We start from the raw sequence: 21,124 nt of genomic DNA on the forward strand, positions 1-21,124 counted from the left end.
CGGTCTATAGACTCGGGGTGCGGTTAAAGAGAGAAGCGGCGTACAGCTTCTTCCCGTTATAACCCTTCCAAGCCTCTCTGGACTTTCTTTAAAAGGTTTACATATGATTTTGTTTTTCTGATGCAATCGCGTCTTCTTCATTTGCATGCGGCAGGATAAGGTTCAGGATGACTCCGACAATTGCCGCAAGCGCCATGCCGGATATTTGGAACCCACCTTTTGATACTTGAATAAAAGCCCCTCCGACGCCGATCACGAGGATGACGGACGTGATAATTAAATTTCTCTTGTTTTCATAATCAATGTTGTTGTCAATCAGCATTCTTAAGCCGCTGGAGGCGATAATTCCGAAGAGCAGGAAGGAAACGCCTCCCATAACCGCGGACGGAACAGAACTGATCAGCGCTGAAACTTTTCCGATAAATCCGAAGCACAGCGCAATCACACCCGCGCCGCCGATGACAAAAACGCTGAAAACTCTCGTAATTGCCAGTACACCGATGTTTTCGCCGTATGTTGTCGTCGGCGGGCCGCCGATTAACGAAGCGATAATCGTCGCTACGCTGTCCCCCATTATGGAGCGGTGCAGTCCCGGCTTTTTAATGAAATCCTGTCCGACGACTTTACTCAGCACCATTTGGTGGCCGATATGTTCTGACATCGTCACGAAAGCGACCGGCACCATCGCAGCCGCAATGCCCAATGTCACTGACGGCGTATAGTCTTTGAAAGGGATGATAAATTCAGGAGCGGCGAACCATTTTGCATCAATGACCGGCTGAAAATTGACGATGCCCTGTGTCAGCGCAAACAGATATCCGCCTATAATGCCGATCAATACCGGAATCAGGCTTAAAAATCCTCGTAAAAAGATGGCGCAGATAATGGTGATTGCCAAAGTGACGCCGGCTACACTGAAATGTTTCAAGCTGTAGACGAGTTCCTTCGCATTCGGATCAGCATACATTGCCATATTGACGGCTGTGCTTGCCAGTCCGAGGCCGATGACGATGATGACCGGCCCGACGACCACCGGGGGCAGCAGCTTCATCAGCCACCCCGTTCCAAGCTGCCTGATGAGAAGTGCGATCAGGCCGTACACAATTCCCGCCAGGAAAGCGCCGACCATGGCAGCCCCCGGCCCTCCCGTCGCCTTCACTAAGATAATCGGTGATATAAAGGCGAATGATGAGCCGAGATAAGCGGGAATCTGGCCTTTTGTCACCAAGAGATAGGCGAGTGTCCCGATTCCGCTTGTGACAAGCGCCACAGCCGGGCTCATTCCGACCAGTTTCGGCACGAGTATGGTTGAGCCGAACATGGCGAATAAATGCTGCAGGCTGAATGACAGCCAGGACAATGGATTGGGGACGTCCCTGACTCCCAGGTTTACTTTTTTCTTACTCATGGCGTTTTCCTCCCGGTTGACTTTCAAATGGTATAAAAAAACCTCTTTGCTTTTTGCGCAAAGAGGCATACAAAACCCGGCCGCGTCGATCCGCCCGGCTTTGTGTTTTAAAATCCTCTTTGCAAACTCTCTGGAATGCATTTAAAAAGGGTGGTTATTCATTTTCATAAATGGCGACCATATCAGTCTGATCAACTTCGCTCAGCTGAACCATCACTTTTTCAGCTTTTGAGGTCGGAATGTTTTTCCCGATATAGTCCGCTCTGATCGGCAGTTCCCGGTGCCCTCTGTCGACAAGCACGGCAAGCTGTATCGATGACGGCCGCCCGACATCAACGAGGGCATCCATCGCAGCTCTCACCGTCCGGCCGGTATAAAGCACATCATCAACCACAATGACCTTTTGGTCTGTGATATCGGCCGGAATGTCCGCGCCTTTTACAAGCGGCTCTTCATTGCTCGTTTTTTTCGTGAGATCGTCACGGTAAAGGGTGATATCGATTTCCCCGACGGTGACCGGATTCCCTTCAATCTGTTCGATCCGCTCGGCCAGCCGCTTCGCTAAATAAATGCCTCTTGTTTTAATTCCTACAAGAATGCAGTCATTCATTCCTTTATTCCGTTCGATCATTTCATGGGCTATCCTTGTCAGCGCCCGCCTGATCGCCTGTTCGTCGAGAATAACAGCTTTTTGATTCACTCGTGACACCTCTCCATTCGTATATAAGAAGAAAAAACCCCTCCTGCCAGAGCATAGAGGGGTTCCTTTCCAGGACGAAGACACATGCGTATCTCTTCTGTCCTATCCGTTATCCTTCTCAGCCTCTCTGGACTGTGTTAAAGAATCTATTCAGCTTGTTTTTATTATTTCAGAAAAGAAACTCGCTGTCAACGGCTATTTCTTAAATCTTCAATGAGTTTTTTCATATCTTCAGGAAGGGGCGCTTCAAACTCAATGTATTCGCCCGTCCGCGGATGGTCAAAACCTAATATTCCGGCATGAAGCGCCTGACCGTTAAAATCAACGGTTTTTCTCGGTCCGTATTTCGGATCGCCCGCCAAAGGAAACCCGATATATTTCATATGAACACGGATCTGATGCGTTCTTCCGGTCTCAAGACGGCACTCTACGAGCGTGAAATCTTGAAAACGCTCAAGCACGTGGAAATGCGTGACGGCGTTTTTGCTGCTTTCTCTTGTTACGGTCATGCTTTGACGGTCTTTTTTATCTCTCCCGATCGGAGCGTCAATCGTTCCGTCATCATGTGAAATCATCCCGTGGACAACCGCTGTGTACTTTCTGGTCACGGTTTTATTGACGAGCTGATTAACGAGTGATTCATGCGCCATATCGTTTTTAGCGACCATTAACAGACCGGAAGTATCTTTATCAATCCGGTGGACGATTCCCGGACGCATGACGCCGTTAATGCCGGAAAGGTCGTTGCAGTGAGCCATCAGTCCGTTTACAAGCGTCCCTGTCACATGGCCGGGCGCCGGGTGTACAACCATGCCCCGCGGTTTGTTCACAACCAAAACGTCCTGATCCTCATAGTAAATGTCCAAATCCATCGGCTCTGCAAGCACGTCCAATTCTTCCGGTTCAGGAATGGTGACGTTTACCTGATCGCCGGGCTGCATTTTATAATTCGCTTTTACGGATTTGCCGTTAACGGATACCAGTCCCTCTTTTACCCACTGCTGCACTTGAGTGCGTGACCAGTTTTCTCCCGTTGAAGCCAAAAATTTATCAATCCGTTCGCTCTTTTGTTCAGGCTGAACGGTTATCTCAAATTGATTCATGTTATTGCTCCTTCTTTTTCCCGCTGTCAAACAGCATATGAATAAATAAAAGTATTACACCGACGCACAGTGAGGAGTCCGCGATATTAAAAATCGGATAGTGATAATCCACGATGATGACATGAATAAAATCCACCACTTCCTGGCGCGCCGCCCGGTCAATAAAGTTTCCGGCCGCACCGCCCAGCATTAAGCCGAGAGAAATTCCGAGTAACATCTGCCCTTTTGCATAACGCTGTATGTAATAAACGATTCCGATAATCACGGCGATGGTAATGACGTAGAAAAACCACATTTGGCCGGCTAAAATCCCCCACGCCGCTCCCGTGTTGCGATGAGATGTGATATAAAGCACCTGATTGATGACAGGTATGCTTTGTCCCAATTCCATATGGCTGACGACAAGCCATTTGGTCAATTGGTCGGCAATAATAATAAAAAGAGCGATAAGATAATAAAGCACACACGTTCCTCCAGTATACAGTTACTTTTATCCTTTATGAATTTTATCAGTAAAAGATGCCAGAGTAAAGGCAGATCATAAGCGCATGCAAACAGACGCTGTCACTCATACAGCGCCTGATCATATGCATAATCTCCGGGTTCCCAATATGGAAGGGTTTTCTTTTCAAATTGAGCGGGATAATAAAAATCATCAGCGGTTCTGGCCGTCGGCAACACCGCAAGTTTTTCAATCGGAATGGGGGCGCCTGTTTTTTCACAATAACCGTACGTATTGTTTTCAAACTTAGACAGGGCAAGAAGAACGTCCTGAAGTTCTTCTTTTATATGATAGATCAGAGTTGCTTCTTGGTCGTTCATTGAAGGTTCAACAGATGCTGACATTTGAAAGCAAGAATATTCGAATAATCTTGATTGAAGTTCTTCTTTCATCATGAGAAGCTCCGTGTGGATTGCGGTCAGTTGATCATTCATTCATCACAACTCCTGCTCTTGATGTTATGGCTTTATTGTTGCCCCCAGAGCGCCATTTGAAGCCCATAAGATTTTTCCTGTCGTTCTAATCGATGACATTGCTGGCATGTAAAAAAGCGCCCGGCTGACACCGGGCGCTTTCCCATTTATTATTTTTGATAATATTTTTCAACGATTTCCGCATTGCGCAGTGATAATGTCGGATATTTCGGATTGGCTCCGACATCTTTAGAAATGACGCGGGAACGTTCACACATCTGGCCTTCCGCTTTTTCTACGGTCATTTTTCCTGTTGTGAAACTTTGCGCGTTTTCAGGCGCTTCACTTTCGTCTTTTACTGTCAGTTCTGAGACGATAAACAGCTGCGCGATGTTTTCTTTAATGGATGACAAGAGGTCGCGGTTTTCTTTGTTCGGATACAAAGTCAGGCTCGCTTCCAATGATCTTCCGATAATTTTTTCGTTACGGGCTGTTTCCAAAGCTTTCAGCACGTCGTTTCGAAGCTCCATGAAGCGGTCGAACTTTTCTTCTGTCGCTTGACTGTCCGGAACAGCAATGGTTTCCGGCATATCTGTCAGCTGCACGCTTGCTTCTTCAACAAATGATAAGTGAGACCACATTTCATCCGCCGTATGCGGGAGAATCGGCGCCGTCAGCTTCACTAAAGCCAGCAGCGTTTCATAAAAGACGGTCTGCATGCTGCGGCGGTCCGGATGATCCGCATGCTCGATGTACACAACATCTTTTGCAAAATCAAGATAGAAGGAGCTGAGCTCGATCGTACAGAAATTGTGAATGCTGTGATAAACAACCGCAAATTCATATTCATCGTACGCTTTTTTCACCTTATCAATCAGCTTATTCAGCTTGATCAGCATATATTGATCCACTTCGCGGAGATCTTTTACATCAACGGCATTGACGCTTGGATTGAAATCGAACAGGTTGCCGTGAAGGAAGCGGAACGTGTTGCGGACTTTCCGGTATACTTCCGCGACCTGCTTCAGAATGGCGTCAGACACGCGAACGTCCGCCTGATAATCCACTGACGATACCCATAATCTTAAGATGTCGGCACCAAGCTGTTTCATGACTTTAGCCGGAACAACAACGTTACCGATTGATTTACTCATCTTGCGTCCTTCTCCATCCAGTGCGAACCCATGGCTGAGCACACCTTTATACGGCGCTTTTCCTGTTACGGCTACTGCTGTAGAAAGAGAAGAGTTAAACCAGCCGCGATATTGGTCAGATCCCTCTAGGTATAAATCAGCCGGGCGAACGAGGTCATCACGTTCTTCAAGCACTGCTTGATGTGAAGAGCCTGAATCAAACCAAACATCCATGATATCCTGTTCTTTTGTAAATGTGCCGTTCGGGCTGCCAGGATGCGTAAAGCCTTCCGGAAGAAGATCCTTTGCTTCTTTTTCAAACCAAATGTTTGATCCGTGCTGTCTGAACAATTCAGAAACATGTTCAATGGTTTCATCTGTAATAATCGGTTCTCCGTTTTCAGCGTAAAATACCGGAATCGGCACACCCCACGCACGCTGTCTGGAAATACACCAGTCTCCGCGGTCCCGAACCATGTTGTGCAAACGCTGCTCACCCCATTCAGGAACCCATTTGGTTTCTTTAATGGCATCCAGCAGGTCTGATCTGAAATCTTTAATAGACGCAAACCATTGCGCTGTCGCTCTGAAAATGGTTGGTTTTTTGGTTCTCCAATCATGCGGATAAGAGTGAGTAATGAATTCAAGCTTCACAAGTGCGCCTTTTTCATCGAGCTGCTGTGTGATCGCTTTGTTTGCATCATCATAGAACATGCCTTCAAACCCAGGAGCTTCGCTAGTCATTACACCTTTTTCATCGACCGGGCAAAGCACATCTAAACCGTATTTTTGGCCAATGATAAAGTCATCTTCCCCATGTCCTGGCGCTGTATGAACACAGCCTGTTCCGGCATCAGTTGTTACGTGTTCACCAAGCATAACGAGAGAGTCTCTGCCATATAGCGGGTGTTCAGCGATAATGTTCTCAAGGTCTTTTCCTTTGACCGTTCTTGTCACTTCATACTGATCAAATCCGCATGCTGATGCAACATTTTCGACTAAGGCACTTGCTACGACAAAGCGGTCTTCACCTACTGCAATCACGCTGTACTCAAGATCAGGGTGCACTGAGATTCCGAGGTTCGCCGGAATTGTCCAAGGCGTTGTTGTCCAAATGATGATGCGCTCGCCGTTTTCAAGAACGCCTTTTCCGTCTTTTACACCAAAAGCGACGTAAATAGATGCTGAACGTTTGTCTTGATATTCGATCTCGGCTTCAGCCAGAGCAGACTCACTTGAAGGTGACCAGTTAACCGGTTTAAGGCCTTTGTAAATGTAGCCTCGTTTTGCCATTTCACCAAATACGCGGATCTGCTGCGCTTCGTATTCCGGTTTTAATGTCACGTATGGGTTTTCCCAGTCACCGCGGACACCAAGACGTTTGAATTGCTCACGCTGTCCCTCGATTTGCTTCCAAGCGTACTCTTCGCATAGTTTGCGGAATTCCGCTACTGACATTTCTTTGCGGTTGACCTTTTTGTTTTTCGTCAGCGCCGTTTCAATCGGCAGTCCGTGCGTATCCCAGCCCGGCACGTACGGTGCGTTGTAGCCGCTCATTGATTTATAGCGGACGATGAAGTCTTTCAGGATTTTGTTCAGGGCATGGCCCATGTGGATGTCTCCGTTTGCATAAGGAGGTCCGTCATGCAGCACGAATTTCGGGCGGTCTTTCGTCCGTTCTTGAACAAGACGGTAAATGTCCTGCTCCTCCCAGTCTTTTTGCATGTCCGGCTCACGATTTGGCAGATTTCCGCGCATCGGAAAATCTGTTTTCGGCATTAACAGCGTATCTTTGTAATCCATTTTCATTCCTCCACAACATTTTTCAGAAAATAAAAAAAGCCCTCTCATCCCATAAGGGACGAGAAAGCTTATCTCGCGGTACCACCCTTTTAGAAAAAACGGATCATCCGTCTTTTCCTCTCGAACATCGTAACGTGATGGAACGTCCTTTCCTACTCTCGGTTCAGAAAGGAAACTAAAGGGCTGATCTGCATGATTCCGGCCATCCCGGGCTTTCACCTTCCCCGGGTCGCTTTATAGCCTGTTTTGAGTCATGCCGGTCCCTTTCAATCGTCTTTTCATCTGAATTTATGAACGTATTATATTCGAACGGGCCGGAGAATGTCAAGAAAATCAGAAAATTATTCTTTTTCCTCAAATACCGCGTCGACTTCGTATTCCAGCAGATGATCCCAATCATCGTTCTTCAGCAGATCGAGCTGCGCTTCAATCAGCATTTGGAAACGTGTTCTGAAGACTTTAGACTGTTTTTTCAGCTCTTCGATTTCCATTGCGATTTTTCTTGATTTGGAAAGCGACTCATTGATGATGCGATCAGCATTTTTTTCTGCTTCACGGACGATCAGCTTCGCTTCTTTCTGCGAGTTGCGCTTTACGTCTTCTGCGGCTTCCTGGGCTACGAGAATTGATTTATTCAGCGTTTCTTCGATATTGGCAAAGTGGCCGATTTTTTCGTCCAGCTCGTTCACTTTCGCCTCAAGCTCCGTTTTTTTACGGAGTGCGATTTCGTAATCTTTTCTGACCTGCATTAAAAATTCATTTACTTCATCTTCATCATATCCGCGAAAACCTTTTGTAAACGTTTTGTTATGGATATCATTCGGCGTTAATGGCATATTGCCACCTCCATTTTTACATTTCAGTACGGTTATCTAGTTCACATTATAAAACAAATACGGCACAGATGGAGAAAAAAACTGAAAAAACGACTCATTTTTGCCGTTCAAATGTAACTTTCCATTTGTCTTTTTTCGTTTTTCCGTCAACTTTTGCCAAACTGCATCGTCCGAAGCCGCGAATCGAGAGCATGTCCCCTTCAGCAACCTGAAAAGACGGATCTTCAATGGCTTTCCAATTCACCTTAACGAGGCCGTTTTTCACAAGCGCCTGCGCTTTCTGACGGGATTGCCTGCTCATTGAAGCGCAGACGGCGTCGAGACGCAATGAAGAAACCGTGTCATCCCTTATTTCGACATCTGAAGCGGGAATGTGAAGAGCGGAAAGCTCGATTTTCTCAAGCTTTACCGGCGCTTTGCCCGCTTTGGTCAGCTGAGTGCTGACAAAATCGGCGATTTCACCGGAGACGATCAGCTGCACGGCTTCCTCTGAGAAAATCAGATCGCCGTATTTCTGCCGCTTTAAGCCGATCCCCATTAATGATCCGAGAAGAGAGCGGTGGTCAATGCTGACGAATTTTTCAGCGTATTGAACGTCAAAAGCCCGAAGCTCAAAATCATCCTGTTCAGGTTCCATATATTCAGGGTATAAAATCGCGCGTTTGCGCTCAGCTCTGTCATATCCTCCGAAAAACGCAAGACCGCAGGCGTCGCCGATAACGGCTTTTACAATCACCTGTTCTCTGGGATCTAAGAAATCAGTCAGCTTCATCCGATACTGGTCCAGGACAATCTGTTTCCATTCAAGCGCCTGATCAATAAAAGGCCGCTCGTCTTGTCTGAAGTGCTGGTAAATATCGCTCATGTTCTTTCCTTTCTATGTAAAGAGGCTTGGCTGGTGCCAAGCCCGTATCAAACTGTCGCATTCAAGTATACATTGCGATCATGCGGTATAGGCCCCAAAGTCCCGTCGTGGCAAACCGAAGCACGATAATCGCTACAATCGGGGATATATCCAACATGGCAATGGGCGGAATGATCCTTCTGAACGGCTCTAAATACGGTTCGCAAATCGCTGCGAGAAACCGTCCGACCGCCGTTTCTCTCGTACTCGGCACCCATGACATAAAGATATAGATGATCAGGGCAAACGAGTAGATGTAAATTAAATAACTCAGAACGGAAAAAATTTGATAAAGAATCATCCTGCTTTACCACCTCTGATGTTCGTCTTCATTTATAAGCTCCGAAATCGTGCCGGAAACGTCGACATTATCAGGCGTGCACAGAAAAATATCTGAACCGATTCTCTGAATGTCGCCGCCGATGGCGTAGACGGTACCGCTTAAAAAGTCGACGATTCTTTTCGCCTGATCATGCTGGATGCGCTGCAGATTGACGACTACCGCCCGCCTGTTCTTTAAATGATCGGCGATTTCCTGCGCTTCCGCATATACACGCGGTTCACTCAACACCACTTTAGAGGATTTCTGAACACTTTGCAAGCTTACTACGTTCTGCTTGCCCTGCGGCTTCTGAGCGTAAGCAGGCTGTTTATCTTTCTGCTGTTCATGCTCTTCCGGATGATCCTGCTCCGTTTCAATGTATTCGTATTCGTACTCCTCCTCATCCATTGAGAAAAAGTTTTTCAGTTTATTTTTCATGCTCATTTGTTTACACCCCCCGGTTCATTTCCGACTAATGAAGAGCCGATTCTGATAAAAGTTGCGCCCTCTTCAACAGCGATTTCATAGTCATTTGACATGCCCATTGACAGTTCCCGGCACGGTGCGTTTGTCTGATTCAGTTTTTGCACCTGATACCTCATATCACGCAATTGCCGGAAGCAGTCTCTGATCGTTTCTGTATCGTCTGTCAGGGGAGCCATCGTCATCAGGCCCTCTACAGAAATGTTTCTAAATTCAGAAAGCTCTCTGATAAAGGGGATGACCTCCTCTGTTTTCAAACCGTGCTTAGACGGCTCAAGCGAAGTATTCACCTGCACAAAACAGCGAACCGTATGCTGCGCCCGTTTTTCAATCTCTTTTGCCAATGACAGTCTGTCTAAGGAATGAATATAAGACACACGGTCAACGACGGCCTTCACCTTTCTGGACTGAAGACTGCCGATAAAGTGCCACTCCGGGCTGCCTTTGATGACTTCCTGCTTATGGATAAGCTCGGCATCCCGGTTTTCTCCCAGACTTGTAATACCAGCATCAACGGCCTCTTGAGCCCTTTCGGCTGATACGTATTTTGTAACCGCGATGACGGTAACATCTTCGGGGCTTCGGCCCGATCTGTTACATGCTTCGTTTATTCTTTCGTTTATATGTCGTAATTGATCAGCAACACGCAAGATCTTACGCCTCCTTCATTCCGATAAAGGACATCATGCGTCCCGTTTTCCCTTTGTCGCGGCGGTGTGAAAAGAATAGTTCACGCTCTCGTTCAGTGCATAAACCGCTGACTGAAATGTTTTCTTCCGGAATGCCGCAATGTATCAGAAGAAGACGGTTGACCTCTTTTAAATCAAGCTGATACTGGCCTTTTTCCGTTTCGCATATGGCGGATTCAGCCGTAAAAGGCAGCGCCCGCACTTCATTGATGACGCGGTCGTCGACTGTATAGCTTCCCGCGCTGATGGACGGACCGATGACAGCCTGAATATCTGTTAAACGGGAGCCTTCTTCGTTTACCCAGCGTTCCGTCATGATGCGTCCGATTTGTTTGACCGTCCCCTTCCATCCGGCATGGGCAGCGCCGATAATGGATTTCACCGGGTCATAAAAATACAAGGGCACACAGTCCGCAAAACAAAGGGCCAAAAAAAGATTCGCATCTTTCGTGTAGAGCCCGTCCGTCCCGCGGAATGCGGAAGAATAGTCTCTTGCTCCTTTTCCTTTATCCCCGGCTGTCACGCGCCGGACGCGGTTTTCATGTGTCTGGTCGGCGAACACCCAGGAATCCAGATCAGTACCGCATAAGGACGCTATGACTTCACGGTTTGTCACAACATCATGAGCTTCGTCCCGGACGTGCAATCCGGTATTTAATGACTCATACGGAGGATTGCTGACCCCGCCGTTTTTCGTCGTGAATCCGGCGATGACCTTTGTGTTAAGCTGATTCACACAGTTCCAGTCTTCTATCATGAGTGCCGAGGGGGTGGTAAGACTAAACGGGTGATATGTATTCATGGAGATCCAACCTTTCGACAAACATTAAAAAAGCGTAATTTCCCACTCATTTTAACACAATTTTAAGCATACGTTTAGCGGCTGATTGAAAAATGAGATAAATAAATGTGCCGGAAACATTGAGATTTCCGGCTTTTTACAAGTGAAGGGAGGATTACGCTCCCCCCTTTGGTTCATTTACACGCACTAAGATGACATCTTCCCCAATTTTAACTATATTTCGCCAAGGAATGATCATTTCCTCTTCTTTTCCGAAAAAACCGAGAACTTTTCCGCTTCCGCCTAAAATAATCGCCTGAATTTTTCCCGTTGTCACGTTAATATCAATATCACCGATGCTTCCGAGTTTTTTTCCGTTCGACACGTTTACCACATCTTTTATTTGAAATTCAGATATGCTGATCATCCGTATCACGCCCTTTGCCCGTTCTTTTTCCTATTATATGAACGGCCGGGCTGAACCTTGTCACATCGGGCAATCTTTTTTGCGGCTGCACCAGCCGAGGATAAATCTCAGCATGATTTTCGTATAGTCCATAAGCTCATCAACGGACACTTCCTCGTTTACGGAGTGGGCGTTTTTTAAATCGCCGGGGCCGTATATGACGCTCGGAATCCCGGCATGATAAAGCCACCCTCCGTCTGTTACGGTTTGGGAAACATCAATGACGGGCTCCTGTTTTTTGACGGCTGAGTGTGATGCAGCCAAGACAGAAACTGCCGGATGGTCCGGGTCGATTTTCAGCGCCGGGAACACCTCTCCTCTGTCTTCAATCATCGAAGATCCGCCCCATTTGAACACCGGCCTGTTTTCTTTGAGCCACAGATCACTGTCAGCGACACGATTAATATAGTCTTCGATTTCTGCGGCTGCTTGTTCGTGCGTTTCGTTCGGATAAAAGTGGACGGTGATCCATAACCGGCATTCATCGGCGACAAACGCTGCGTGTCTTCCGCCTTCAATGACGGCGGGGTTGATCGTATTGGTGCCGGGCGCAAAGCCGGGATAGCTTTTCGTTACCGCCCAGTGGCGCTCCAGCTCTCCCAAGGCAGCGATGATTTTCGCCATTTTTTCGATGGCGCTCGCTCCGAATGTGCCTCCGCCCGCATGAATCATATTGCGCCTCATGCCGTCATGAAATGTTTGTTTGCTTTTCAATTCTATCCAGCCGGTGATGACACCGCCCTGCCCTTGAATATGCAGGCTGCTCGTATCCGCGACAACCGCAAAATCCGCGTGATAGCCGCGTTTGCAGCATTCCAGCGTCCCCGCCTCACCGACTTCTTCTCCGATTACAGACTGTACAATGAGGTCGCCCGGAAGCTTAATGCCGGCATCATGGATCAGCTTCAGAGAGAAAAGAACACACGCCAATCCTCCTTTCATATCAGCGGCGCCCCTTCCGATCAGCATGCCGTCTTTTACGAGCGGCTGAAACGGGTCAGAGTGCCAGTCTTCGCCCCCGGCTTCTGCCACATCAATGTGTCCGTTTAAAATCAGGCTTTGATGCCTGCTTGAATCTGTCCCTTCTAAAACACCGACTACATTCGGGTCTTCCGGATACACATCCCACATATCGACCGAGCAGCCCGTTTCTTTTAAAAAGCCGGCCACCCACTTTTGGGCTTCTGCCGTATTTCTTGCTGGCGGGGCCGGAGTGGGAAAGGCTATCAGTCTTTCAGCAATATGTATGAAGTCGTGCCGCCGTTTCTCCGCCTGGTGTAACAGCATATCAATCTGATGCATTGGAAATCTCCCCTTTGGCTGTATCAAAAAACCCGTTCATTCATGAAATGAAACGGGTAAAAAACGGATCTTCCTCCGCTTTTTTCACCGCTTCCCTCCGCCGGCATGATCCGGATCAGGTCCGTTAAGGGTTGAGACAACGCCTCTCTCAGCCGCGTGGCAGCACCCCCAGGGTGAATTTATGTTATTTTACGGATGATGCCTCTTTTGCACGTGTTAAAAACGGGCGGCCATTGTTCCATAAGACATTGACAGGCATATCGAAAAACGCTGTAAGCCGCTCGTCAGAAAGCATGTCCCTGATTTTCCCGGAGGCGAACACCTCGCCCTGTTTTAAAAGAAGCGCCTGATCAAATACCGGCAGAATTTCTTCAGCGTGATGGGTGACATAAAGGATGGACGGCGCATTTTCTTTTTCGGCGATCGACGTAATCGTGTCCAGCAGCTGCTCCCTTGCCATAAAATCAAGACCCGTCACGGGTTCGTCCAAAATCAGCAGTTCCGGATCAGCCATAAGCGCCCGCGCAATCAGCGCTCTTTGTCTTTCCCCTTGTGATAATGTTTCATACCGTCTGTCGGCGTAACCGATGGCGCCCAAATCCTTCAGAAGACCGATCGCTTTTTCCCTTACTTGCTCACTCGGAGTTTCGTACAGCCCGATTGAGGCGTACGCGCCGCTGAGGGCGATTTCAAAAGCGGAGTCCGCGGCATATAATTTGTGCTGAAGACCTGCCGAAACAAGGCCGATTTTCCTTCTGAGCCTGTCACCGAGCTCTGTTTTGCCGAATTGATGGCCGAGCACCTGCATCTCTCCTGAAGTGGGGAAGTAATAAGAGCATAACATATTCAGCAAAGCCGTTTTTCCGGCTCCGTTTAATCCGTACAGCACCCAATTTTCGTTTTTCTCGACGCGCCAGTTAATATCTTTCAAAATCCATTTCCCGTTTCTTTTTAATGACACACTGTCCAGCTGTAAAATCACTGCAATTTCCCCCGTTTACTTTATTTAAATTTTCTAAAAACTTTTACACATTAGAATACATCACTTTTTTGCAAACGTAAACCATCGCATGAAAAAAGCCTTTAAACAAGGTTTAAAGGCTTTTTCCGTTATTGATGGATATTCTTATTCATTTGTTTAATGGCTGCCTTTTCAAGCCTTGAGACCTGAGCTTGGGATATGCCGATTTCTTCAGCGACTTCCATTTGGGTTTTCCCTTGGAAAAAGCGCTTTCGCAAAATCATTTTTTCCCGTTCGTTCAGTCTTCTCATGCCTTCTTTCAGAGCCAGCTCCTCAATCCATTGTGTATCCTTGTTGCGCTCATCGCTGATCTGGTCCATCACGTAAATCGGATCGCCGCCGTCATTATAAATCGGCTCAAACAGTGAAACCGGATCCTGGATGGCGTCAAGGGCAAACACAATTTCTTCATGGGGCACTTCAAGAACTTTGGCGATTTCCTCTGCTGTCGGCTCCCTGCTTGTCTCACTGATTAACCGCTCTCTTACTTGAAGCGCTTTATATGCGATATCGCGAAGCGACCTCGAGACGCGGATCGGATTATTATCCCGCAAATATCTGCGGATTTCTCCGATGATCATCGGTACAGCGTATGTTGAAAACTTAACATTATGGCTTAGGTCAAAATTATCAATGGATTTCATTAGTCCGATGCAGCCGACCTGAAATAAGTCATCAACATACTCTCCTCTGTTGTTAAACCTCTGAATGACGCTTAAGACAAGGCGCAGATTGCCGTTTACAAGCTTTTCCCTCGCTGAATCATCGCCCTCATCCTGTAATTGCCTAAACAGCTTTCTCATCTCTTCATTCTTGAGCACCGGTAATTTGGAGGTATCCACCCCGCAAATTTCGACTTTATTTCTTGACACGTTTTTCCCTCCCACTAGGAGCTGCTGTACAACGTTAAGTATCTCCTCGGGTGGGAAAAATATGCACCGCCATTTTACAGAAATAAACATCCGGCTGCGGCAATCCTTGCAGCAGTAAGGGCTGTCAGATGGAAAAATTTTACACCATTTTGTTAAACTCTTTTCTCAGTCTTTTGATAATCCGCTTTTCGAGCCGGGAGATATAAGATTGTGAAATCCCCATCATGTCGGCTACATCTTTTTGTGTTTTTTCTTCTTCTCCGACAAGCCCGAAACGCAGTTCCATAATCTGCTTTTCTCTTTCGTTTAATTGCTCAAGCGCTTTTTTCAGAAGTTTTTTATCCACATTGGCTTCAATGTCTTTTGTAATAATATCATCATCTGTGCCGAGCACATCCGAAAGCAGCAGTTCGTTTCCGTCCCAATCAATGTTCAGCGGTTCATCAAATGATACCTCTGAACGGATTTTGTTGTTACGGCGCAAGTACATTAAAATTTCGTTTTCGATACATCGCGACGCGTAGGTGGCGAGTTTGATTTTCTTTTCCGGATTAAAAGTGTTTACCGCTTTGATCAAACCGATGGTGCCGATGCTGATTAAGTCCTCGATATTGATGCCGGTGTTTTCGAATTTGCGGGCAATGTAAACGACAAGACGTAAGTTTCTCTCAATCAGGATGGCCCGCGCCGCCTGATCCCCGCTCGGCAGCTTTAATAAGAGCACCTGCTCCTCTTCTTTAGACAAAGGCGGCGGCAGCGCCTCGCTTCCTCCTATGTAATATACTTCATCGCTTTTCAGTCCGAGTTTCATCAGCCATTTATACCACAAATATGTCAGACGCAGCTTAAGTTTTTTCATCTTCCTCCCCCTTCTAAATACAATGCATTTTGAGTATGATGAATAACAGACTTTTCGTCAGGAAACATGTTTTACAGCCTTCCCTGTCAGCATCTTCGGATGAACGATTCCGTCAAATTCACCGTCCGCGGATAATGGTTTCGTGCTGATGCCGATCAGGCATTTTTCACAAGCGATCATTTCGTCTTTTGTTAAAATCGTGACGTAATCCGGCTTTAAACAGAGTAAAAATTGATTGTCCTGGCCGACGCCCCTGTACGGAATCAGCCTCAGCTTATCCGCATGGCGGAACGAATCATCAAGCTGCTCTATCACTTCAAGCGGACTGGCGGATTTGATGAGGTCCGTTTCCTTTTCGCTGAGAATCGGAGCGAATTTGTCAATGCAAAGGATCATGACCGGCGTTTTCGTCAGCGGATCATACAGCTGATTCCCGGAATCCACCAATCCTTTCGCGCGGATTGTCTGTCCGCTGAATTCCGCCTGCACCATGACAAGTTCATCGTACTGAATGGACTTCGTCTCGATGTCTTCAATTCTCTTTTTCGAAAAAAACCATATGGCCGGAAATCCGATAACTACAAACATCCAGCTGATCGGGTCGCCGAACCCGGTCTGGCTTGTGACCATTACGCCTTGCTGCACAATTGATTCTGTCTGCAGCAGGGAATGTACGCCGATCATTCCCCCGCCGACGAGAAAAGTCGCGAAATAAAAGGCGAACAAATTTTGAAAAAAGTATCGGAACCGTTTAAAGCCAAAAGCCGTAAGCACGATGACTACTGAAAACGCCATTTTTCCCGCCGGATGCTCCACAAAGGGAGAAACAGGCGTAAACATCAGAAGCACAATGACTGACCCGATGAAACCGCCGGCGGCCACTCTTCTTTTTTTCACCTGGCGTTTTAAAATAAAGGCGGTCAATAAAAGCAAAAGAGAATCAAAACAAAAGTTCAACAGCCAAATGACATCCAGATAGATTTTCACATCTGACCCCTTTCCTCTTTTGTCTTACTTATCTGTTTCTCTCTCTTGTTTCATAAGTATAAAGCAAGCTCTGTGGGAAAGTCTGTCAATTAATGTTGAGGGTAAAGTACAATTTTTAAGGGATAACCGTTTTATTTGTCGAGGGCCGAAAGGGTTGATTTCCTATTGTCCCCTTCAACTAAAAAAGCGCTGCCGTGATTTGGCAGCGCTCTGTTTTTACTCATTGATATAAAGTTTTCCTTTAGCCGTCTGTCTCGTTTCATTTCCGTAGTCATCTCTTGCGATAACGTCAATTTTTGCTCCGCTTGCTTTGATGGAAGAAGTCGCCGTCCAGTAACCCTCATATCGTCCCGGAGAAATTTCTCTCAGCGGAAGCTCTGTTGCGTTTTGGCTCCCTGCCCGGGCGTTTGTCAGAGGCAGACGGATCACGAAGGAAGCGTCTAATTTCTTTCCGCTTGAAAAAGCGATTTTCACTGATTCTCCGGCTTTTAATTCCTTATCCGCTCCGGGAACCAATCCGGAAATGACGGGAGCATTGTAATTGACATCGATTACCGTCTTTTTCGTTGTTTTGTTACCCGCTTCATCTGAGGCCGTGACCTTGATCTCATTGCTGCCGTTTTCCAGAAGGGTTCTCGCTTGATAAGAACCGTTATTTACTTCAGCTTTTTTTCCGTTCACCTTTACCCATTCTAAATGGGCGTCGTGCACTTTTCCTTTTACGGTCACTGCTTCTTTATTTGTTTTATCACCGTTTGCCGGACTGTCAATCGTCACATCCGGCTTATCCTCATCCAGTATGACCGTGACAGGGCGTGACTCATCGGTTGACCCGCTGTCTGTCACAGATGCCGCCGTCAGCCGATTGGCATCTTCAGTGAGTGTGACGCCGGCCTGGAAATTGCCGTCTGCATCTGCTTTCGTTTCTGCGGCGGTTTTACCGTTATTGGTAAGACGGACAGCGGTTTTTGGTGAAGCCGTTCCTTTCACCGTGATTGACCTCTTGTTTGTAAATGACCGGTCTTCAGGCGACGTTATGTCAGGCACAGAAGCTTCGTAGTCGACCAAAGCCCTGATCATAAAGTTTCCGTCTGATTTATCGGTTTTAGACCAGCGGCCGTCGAGGTATTGCCAGTTTCTGTTCGAGTACGGACTGCCGTCATCAGATGACAGGGCAGGTGTATAAGGATCGGGTTTCGTCTGGCGGAACACAAGATAAAAATTCTTTCCGACCGCGATTCCTTTTGAGCTGAGATCCACTTTGGTCCATTCGCCGTTTCGAAGCGCTTCAGCTTGGAACGGGCCGGCAATTTTGCTGCCCGGAGCTCCATCAGGGCCGGATGCATCATATACTTCTGCTTGGAATTCGGTACCGCCCGGATCAGGCCAGTCGGCGCCCCAAAATTTAAAAAGGCCTTCCGTCAGCATACCGTGTTCTTTTCCGTCTTTAAGCGTCATCTTTACGGCAGATTTGCTGCCGGCTTTAAAATATGACAGCGCGGCTTCTTCCGTTCCGTTATCATAGGCAATTTCCCCTTCATAACCGATATACGGCTTAAGCTTGACGTTTTTTTCAGCATCTCCTTTGATGTCAACGGAAAATTCGCTATTGTAAAAGCCTTTTGCCGCTACTTTGATTGTGTAGGAGCCTTCGTACGCCTTAAGCGAATATTCCCCTTTATCGTTTGTCACCGCCGGTTCAATTGCGGCATCCTCAGCCACATAAAGCGCAGCCCCTTTTACCGGTTCGCCTGTTGACTGATTGGTGATGGTTCCTTTTAGCGTGCCGGACGGCATTTGCTCCAGTGTAAAGTCTGCCTGTGCGGTTTTGTCTGATTGAATAGAAACTTGTTTCGAAGCGGACTTAAATCCGTAAGCCTCGGCTTTCAGCGTATAGCTTCCCGCCTTATGCGACAGGCTGTAGCTTCCGCTTGCAGGGTCGGAATATACGGATTTCCCCGTCTCGGAGACACTGATTTGCGCTCTGAGCGGCAGGAGGTTTGTTTCACGTTTCACTCTTTTTCCGGGTGATTTCACTGCCGGTTTGGCCTGTTTCGGACTGACGGCTTTTTTCTTCAGGTGGCCGGGAGGTGTTTGTCTTTTGTGTTTATTTTTTTTGGCCGCCTTGCCGAGAGGGCTGCTTGAAAGCCGGACATCATCGATATACCATCCGTCTTCATTCAGTACTTCGTCTGACTGCATATTAAACATGAGCTTTATGTTTTGGCCTTTATACGCAGATAAATCAGCCTCTTCATCGTTCCATCCTGCGGAGTCACCATTGTAAACGGCCGCCTGCTCCCAATTTGATTTTCCTTCCGGCAGAACGAACACATACCCGTAATCAAAAAATTCTTCGAGCTTGTGCCAGCTTTTAAATTGTAAAAACAGCCGTCCTGTTTCCGGAACTTGAATCGGAGGCATCACCAAATTCATGTTGGCTGAATCGGCATAAGGGCCGGACAGATTCGTCGCATACACTTTATCTCCGGAAAATGCGGTGCCGGGCCCTGAACCCGGGGTACCCCATTCCCATTGGTCATGTGTCCCGTAACTGGACCAGCCCGCCGGCTGTGATTCAAAATCCTCTTTGTATCCCGCCGTAACGCTCGGTTTCACGTCAGCCCGGTACGTATCAGATTCTACAGAATGACCTCCGAAATCTTTTATGGTCCATTTATAACTTATCTTGCTTCCCGTTACATCCGGAATTTCCGCCTGGTATGTTCCCTTTTTTTCATCACCGCTTTTTTGAACGGCGGCTGTCGTTTTCCACTCTCCTTCATCAAACTGATAGGAAAGGATGACTTCAGTTACGCTTACATCGTCTTCTGCTGTAACCGTTAACGGAAGGTTTGCCCCTTTGTAAGCCACTGAGACCGGTTCATGATGAAAGCTGGGCGGATTGTGATCTTCACCCGCAGAAGAGACCTTGCCTGCTACGCTTCCGATTCCGTCCGTTACGGCAGAAACGGCATCAAAAGCGTTAACGAGACCGTGGCCGTAACCGTTATTCGGTGACTCCGGAAAAACGGAATCTGTCAGCTTTTCCGCGGTGCGCGTCAAAACGTCTTCCATTTCATCGACCGTAATAGAGGCGTTTGCCTGCCTTAACAAAGCCGCCGTCGCCGCCACATGCGGCCCGGCCATTGAAGTTCCATCCCAGCCGCCTTCGTATGTTCCTCCAGGAATCGAAGAACGGATATTCACTCCCGGAGCCGAAATGTCCGGTTTTGTTTCATGATACGGTGAGGGGCCTTGAAGTGAGAAATCAGCGAGTTTCTTGTCGATGTCAGTCGCACCTGTCGCAAATGCTTCAGGATAATTGGCCGGATTCGCGATTGAACCCGGTCCTCCCGGTGTAAATAAGTCTTCATTTCCCGCAGAGAATTCCGGAAAAATCCCTGCCGCTCTCCACGCATTCACCATATCGCGGTACCACTCGTCCATTCCCGAACCGCCTGCCCAGGAATTATTAACAACATCCGGCGCCATCTCGGGATGCGGCGTGCCGTTTTTATCTTTAGGCGCGAGCACCCATTCACCGGCATCCAAAATATCGGCATCGGTTCCTCCGTCATCTGAAAATGCTTTTACTGCGATCCATTTCGCCCCCGGAGCCACACCGATTTGATTTGAGCCGTCAGGTTCTGAACCCGTCATGGTCCCTGTTACATGAGTGCCGTGTTCAAGATCATCGTAGGGAGCGTCTTTATGGGACACGGCATCATACCAGTTCATCTCATGATTCGGCTTTGCGGGATTTTCAGGATCGTAACCCCGGTATTTTTCCTTAAGCGCCGGATGATCCCACTGAACTCCCGTATCAATGGAGGCGACAACCGTGCCGGTTCCGTCGTATCCTGAGGCCCAGGCCTGCGGCGCATCAATTTGGCTGATATTCCATTCGATGCCTTCCTTTGCTTTGATCTCTTTTTGTTTTTTCTTCATTTGAAAAGGAGCTTTTGATTGTCGTTGAGTAAGCTGACGTTTTTCATTCGGAAGAACTTTTTCTACTTCAGGAAATGAGGCGGCTTTTTCCATTACCTCTTTCGAAGCAGTGACTGCCATTCCGTTGACAATATAATAGGAATGGATGTGATCAGCCTTGCCTTTCTTTTTTTGTTTTTCCAAATATGTTTTCAGATTCTGCTGCGCATCATGAGCCGCCAGTTTTAAAGAAGAAACGACGGCTGACCGCTTTTGATATTCGGTTTTTGCTGCGGAAAGCGATTGAGACTTGGCATTTTTTTCTGCTTCTTTGACCGCTTTTTTCGTATTGGCTTTCTCTTTAAATTTGATAAGAAACGTGACTTTATCATTTTTTTCAAAACGCTTCTTGACTGAATCGGAAATCTTATGCTGAATGCTCTTAGAGGAAGAAAGATCTTTGGTGAAAGAAACTGCCCCCGGTGTGCTGTTCGCTCCGGCTGCACCCGGAAACAACAGTGAACTGACGACAATCGCGCTTAAAACGGAGCCTGTCCATCTGTTTCTCGTTTTTTTCTTCAATCGTATCCCCCCTTATTTGGTAACGCCC

General features: G+C 47.3%; 19 protein-coding genes, 1 riboswitch and 1 other annotated feature. All 19 genes read right to left on the reverse strand.

Annotation, left to right across the window (positions count from 1 at the left end; genetic code table 11):
• Nucleotides 1–97: 97 nt before the first annotated feature.
• The 19 genes from pyrP to OVA33_RS17095 all read right to left on the reverse strand — a co-directional run bounded on the left by pyrP (nucleotide 98) and on the right by OVA33_RS17095 (nucleotide 21,096).
• Nucleotides 98–1,408, reverse strand: a complete 1,311-nt coding sequence (pyrP, locus tag OVA33_RS17005; RefSeq protein ID WP_025649477.1) for a uracil permease PyrP — start codon at nucleotides 1,406–1,408, stop codon at nucleotides 98–100.
• 154 nt (nucleotides 1,409–1,562) lie between these two features.
• Entirely contained in the window at nucleotides 1,563–2,108 is a 546-nt protein-coding gene (pyrR, locus tag OVA33_RS17010) for a bifunctional pyrimidine operon transcriptional regulator/uracil phosphoribosyltransferase (protein WP_003154392.1), read from the reverse strand.
• Between the two features lie 188 nt (nucleotides 2,109–2,296).
• Nucleotides 2,297–3,211 (reverse strand): RluA family pseudouridine synthase, encoded by a 915-nt coding sequence (locus tag OVA33_RS17015; protein WP_063636627.1) that lies wholly within the window; start codon nucleotides 3,209–3,211, stop codon nucleotides 2,297–2,299.
• 1 nt (nucleotide 3,212) lies between these two features.
• Nucleotides 3,213–3,674 (reverse strand): signal peptidase II, encoded by a 462-nt coding sequence (lspA, locus tag OVA33_RS17020; protein ID WP_014417726.1) that lies wholly within the window; start codon nucleotides 3,672–3,674, stop codon nucleotides 3,213–3,215.
• Nucleotides 3,675–3,775: 101 nt separating this feature from the next.
• Nucleotides 3,776–4,147 carry a TraR/DksA family transcriptional regulator gene (locus OVA33_RS17025; RefSeq protein ID WP_003154399.1) on the reverse strand — a complete coding sequence of 124 codons (372 nt, stop codon included), beginning with the start codon at nucleotides 4,145–4,147 and terminating at the stop codon, nucleotides 3,776–3,778.
• Nucleotides 4,148–4,296: 149 nt separating this feature from the next.
• Nucleotides 4,297–7,062, reverse strand: coding sequence for an isoleucine--tRNA ligase (ileS, locus tag OVA33_RS17030; protein WP_025649479.1), 2,766 nt, complete (start codon nucleotides 7,060–7,062; stop codon nucleotides 4,297–4,299).
• A 51-nt stretch (nucleotides 7,063–7,113) separates the two neighbouring features.
• Nucleotides 7,114–7,342, reverse strand: a binding site (T-box leader).
• A 61-nt stretch (nucleotides 7,343–7,403) separates the two neighbouring features.
• Nucleotides 7,404–7,898 carry a septum site-determining protein DivIVA gene (gene divIVA / locus OVA33_RS17035; protein WP_003154406.1) on the reverse strand — a complete coding sequence of 165 codons (495 nt, stop codon included), beginning with the start codon at nucleotides 7,896–7,898 and terminating at the stop codon, nucleotides 7,404–7,406.
• Between the two features lie 94 nt (nucleotides 7,899–7,992).
• Nucleotides 7,993–8,763 carry a YlmH family RNA-binding protein gene (locus OVA33_RS17040; RefSeq protein ID WP_025649480.1) on the reverse strand — a complete coding sequence of 257 codons (771 nt, stop codon included), beginning with the start codon at nucleotides 8,761–8,763 and terminating at the stop codon, nucleotides 7,993–7,995.
• Nucleotides 8,764–8,824: 61 nt separating this feature from the next.
• A complete protein-coding gene (locus OVA33_RS17045; RefSeq protein WP_003154408.1) occupies nucleotides 8,825–9,103 on the reverse strand; it encodes a YggT family protein in 279 nt (92 codons plus the stop codon).
• Nucleotides 9,104–9,109: 6 nt separating this feature from the next.
• Complete coding sequence (gene sepF, locus OVA33_RS17050; protein WP_007409719.1) at nucleotides 9,110–9,568, reverse strand: cell division protein SepF; 459 nt, start codon at nucleotides 9,566–9,568, stop codon at nucleotides 9,110–9,112.
• Nucleotides 9,565–10,257 (reverse strand): YggS family pyridoxal phosphate-dependent enzyme, encoded by a 693-nt coding sequence (locus OVA33_RS17055; protein ID WP_017417740.1) that lies wholly within the window; start codon nucleotides 10,255–10,257, stop codon nucleotides 9,565–9,567. The genes sepF and OVA33_RS17055 overlap by 4 nt, the downstream gene beginning before the upstream one ends.
• Before the next feature lie 4 nt (nucleotides 10,258–10,261).
• The gene (pgeF, locus tag OVA33_RS17060) at nucleotides 10,262–11,098 is read right to left on the reverse strand and encodes a peptidoglycan editing factor PgeF (RefSeq protein WP_014304972.1); all 837 of its coding nucleotides are present in this window, start codon (nucleotides 11,096–11,098) and stop codon (nucleotides 10,262–10,264) included.
• A gap of 154 nt (nucleotides 11,099–11,252) precedes the next feature.
• The gene (locus OVA33_RS17065; protein ID WP_003154415.1) at nucleotides 11,253–11,504 is read right to left on the reverse strand and encodes a YlmC/YmxH family sporulation protein; all 252 of its coding nucleotides are present in this window, start codon (nucleotides 11,502–11,504) and stop codon (nucleotides 11,253–11,255) included.
• Between the two features lie 60 nt (nucleotides 11,505–11,564).
• Nucleotides 11,565–12,845, reverse strand: coding sequence for an acetylornithine deacetylase (locus OVA33_RS17070; RefSeq protein WP_021493713.1), 1,281 nt, complete (start codon nucleotides 12,843–12,845; stop codon nucleotides 11,565–11,567).
• A gap of 75 nt (nucleotides 12,846–12,920) precedes the next feature.
• Nucleotides 12,921–13,025: riboswitch (TPP riboswitch) on the reverse strand.
• A 4-nt stretch (nucleotides 13,026–13,029) separates the two neighbouring features.
• Nucleotides 13,030–13,827: an ABC transporter ATP-binding protein gene (locus OVA33_RS17075; protein WP_007611292.1), complete on the reverse strand. Its 798-nt coding sequence runs from the start codon at nucleotides 13,825–13,827 to the stop codon at nucleotides 13,030–13,032.
• A gap of 128 nt (nucleotides 13,828–13,955) precedes the next feature.
• Complete coding sequence (gene sigG / locus OVA33_RS17080; protein ID WP_003154420.1) at nucleotides 13,956–14,738, reverse strand: RNA polymerase sporulation sigma factor SigG; 783 nt, start codon at nucleotides 14,736–14,738, stop codon at nucleotides 13,956–13,958.
• 139 nt (nucleotides 14,739–14,877) lie between these two features.
• Nucleotides 14,878–15,597, reverse strand: coding sequence for an RNA polymerase sporulation sigma factor SigE (sigE, locus tag OVA33_RS17085; protein WP_007409714.1), 720 nt, complete (start codon nucleotides 15,595–15,597; stop codon nucleotides 14,878–14,880).
• Between the two features lie 57 nt (nucleotides 15,598–15,654).
• Complete coding sequence (spoIIGA, locus tag OVA33_RS17090) at nucleotides 15,655–16,584, reverse strand: sigma-E processing peptidase SpoIIGA (protein WP_025649482.1); 930 nt, start codon at nucleotides 16,582–16,584, stop codon at nucleotides 15,655–15,657.
• A gap of 216 nt (nucleotides 16,585–16,800) precedes the next feature.
• Nucleotides 16,801–21,096 (reverse strand): S8 family peptidase, encoded by a 4,296-nt coding sequence (locus OVA33_RS17095; protein ID WP_128974071.1) that lies wholly within the window; start codon nucleotides 21,094–21,096, stop codon nucleotides 16,801–16,803.
• Nucleotides 21,097–21,124: the final 28 nt, after the last annotated feature.

Source organism: Bacillus sp. KICET-1 (assembly GCF_027721405.1).
In the GTDB taxonomy this organism is placed as follows: Bacteria; Bacillota; Bacilli; order Bacillales; family Bacillaceae; genus Bacillus; species Bacillus velezensis.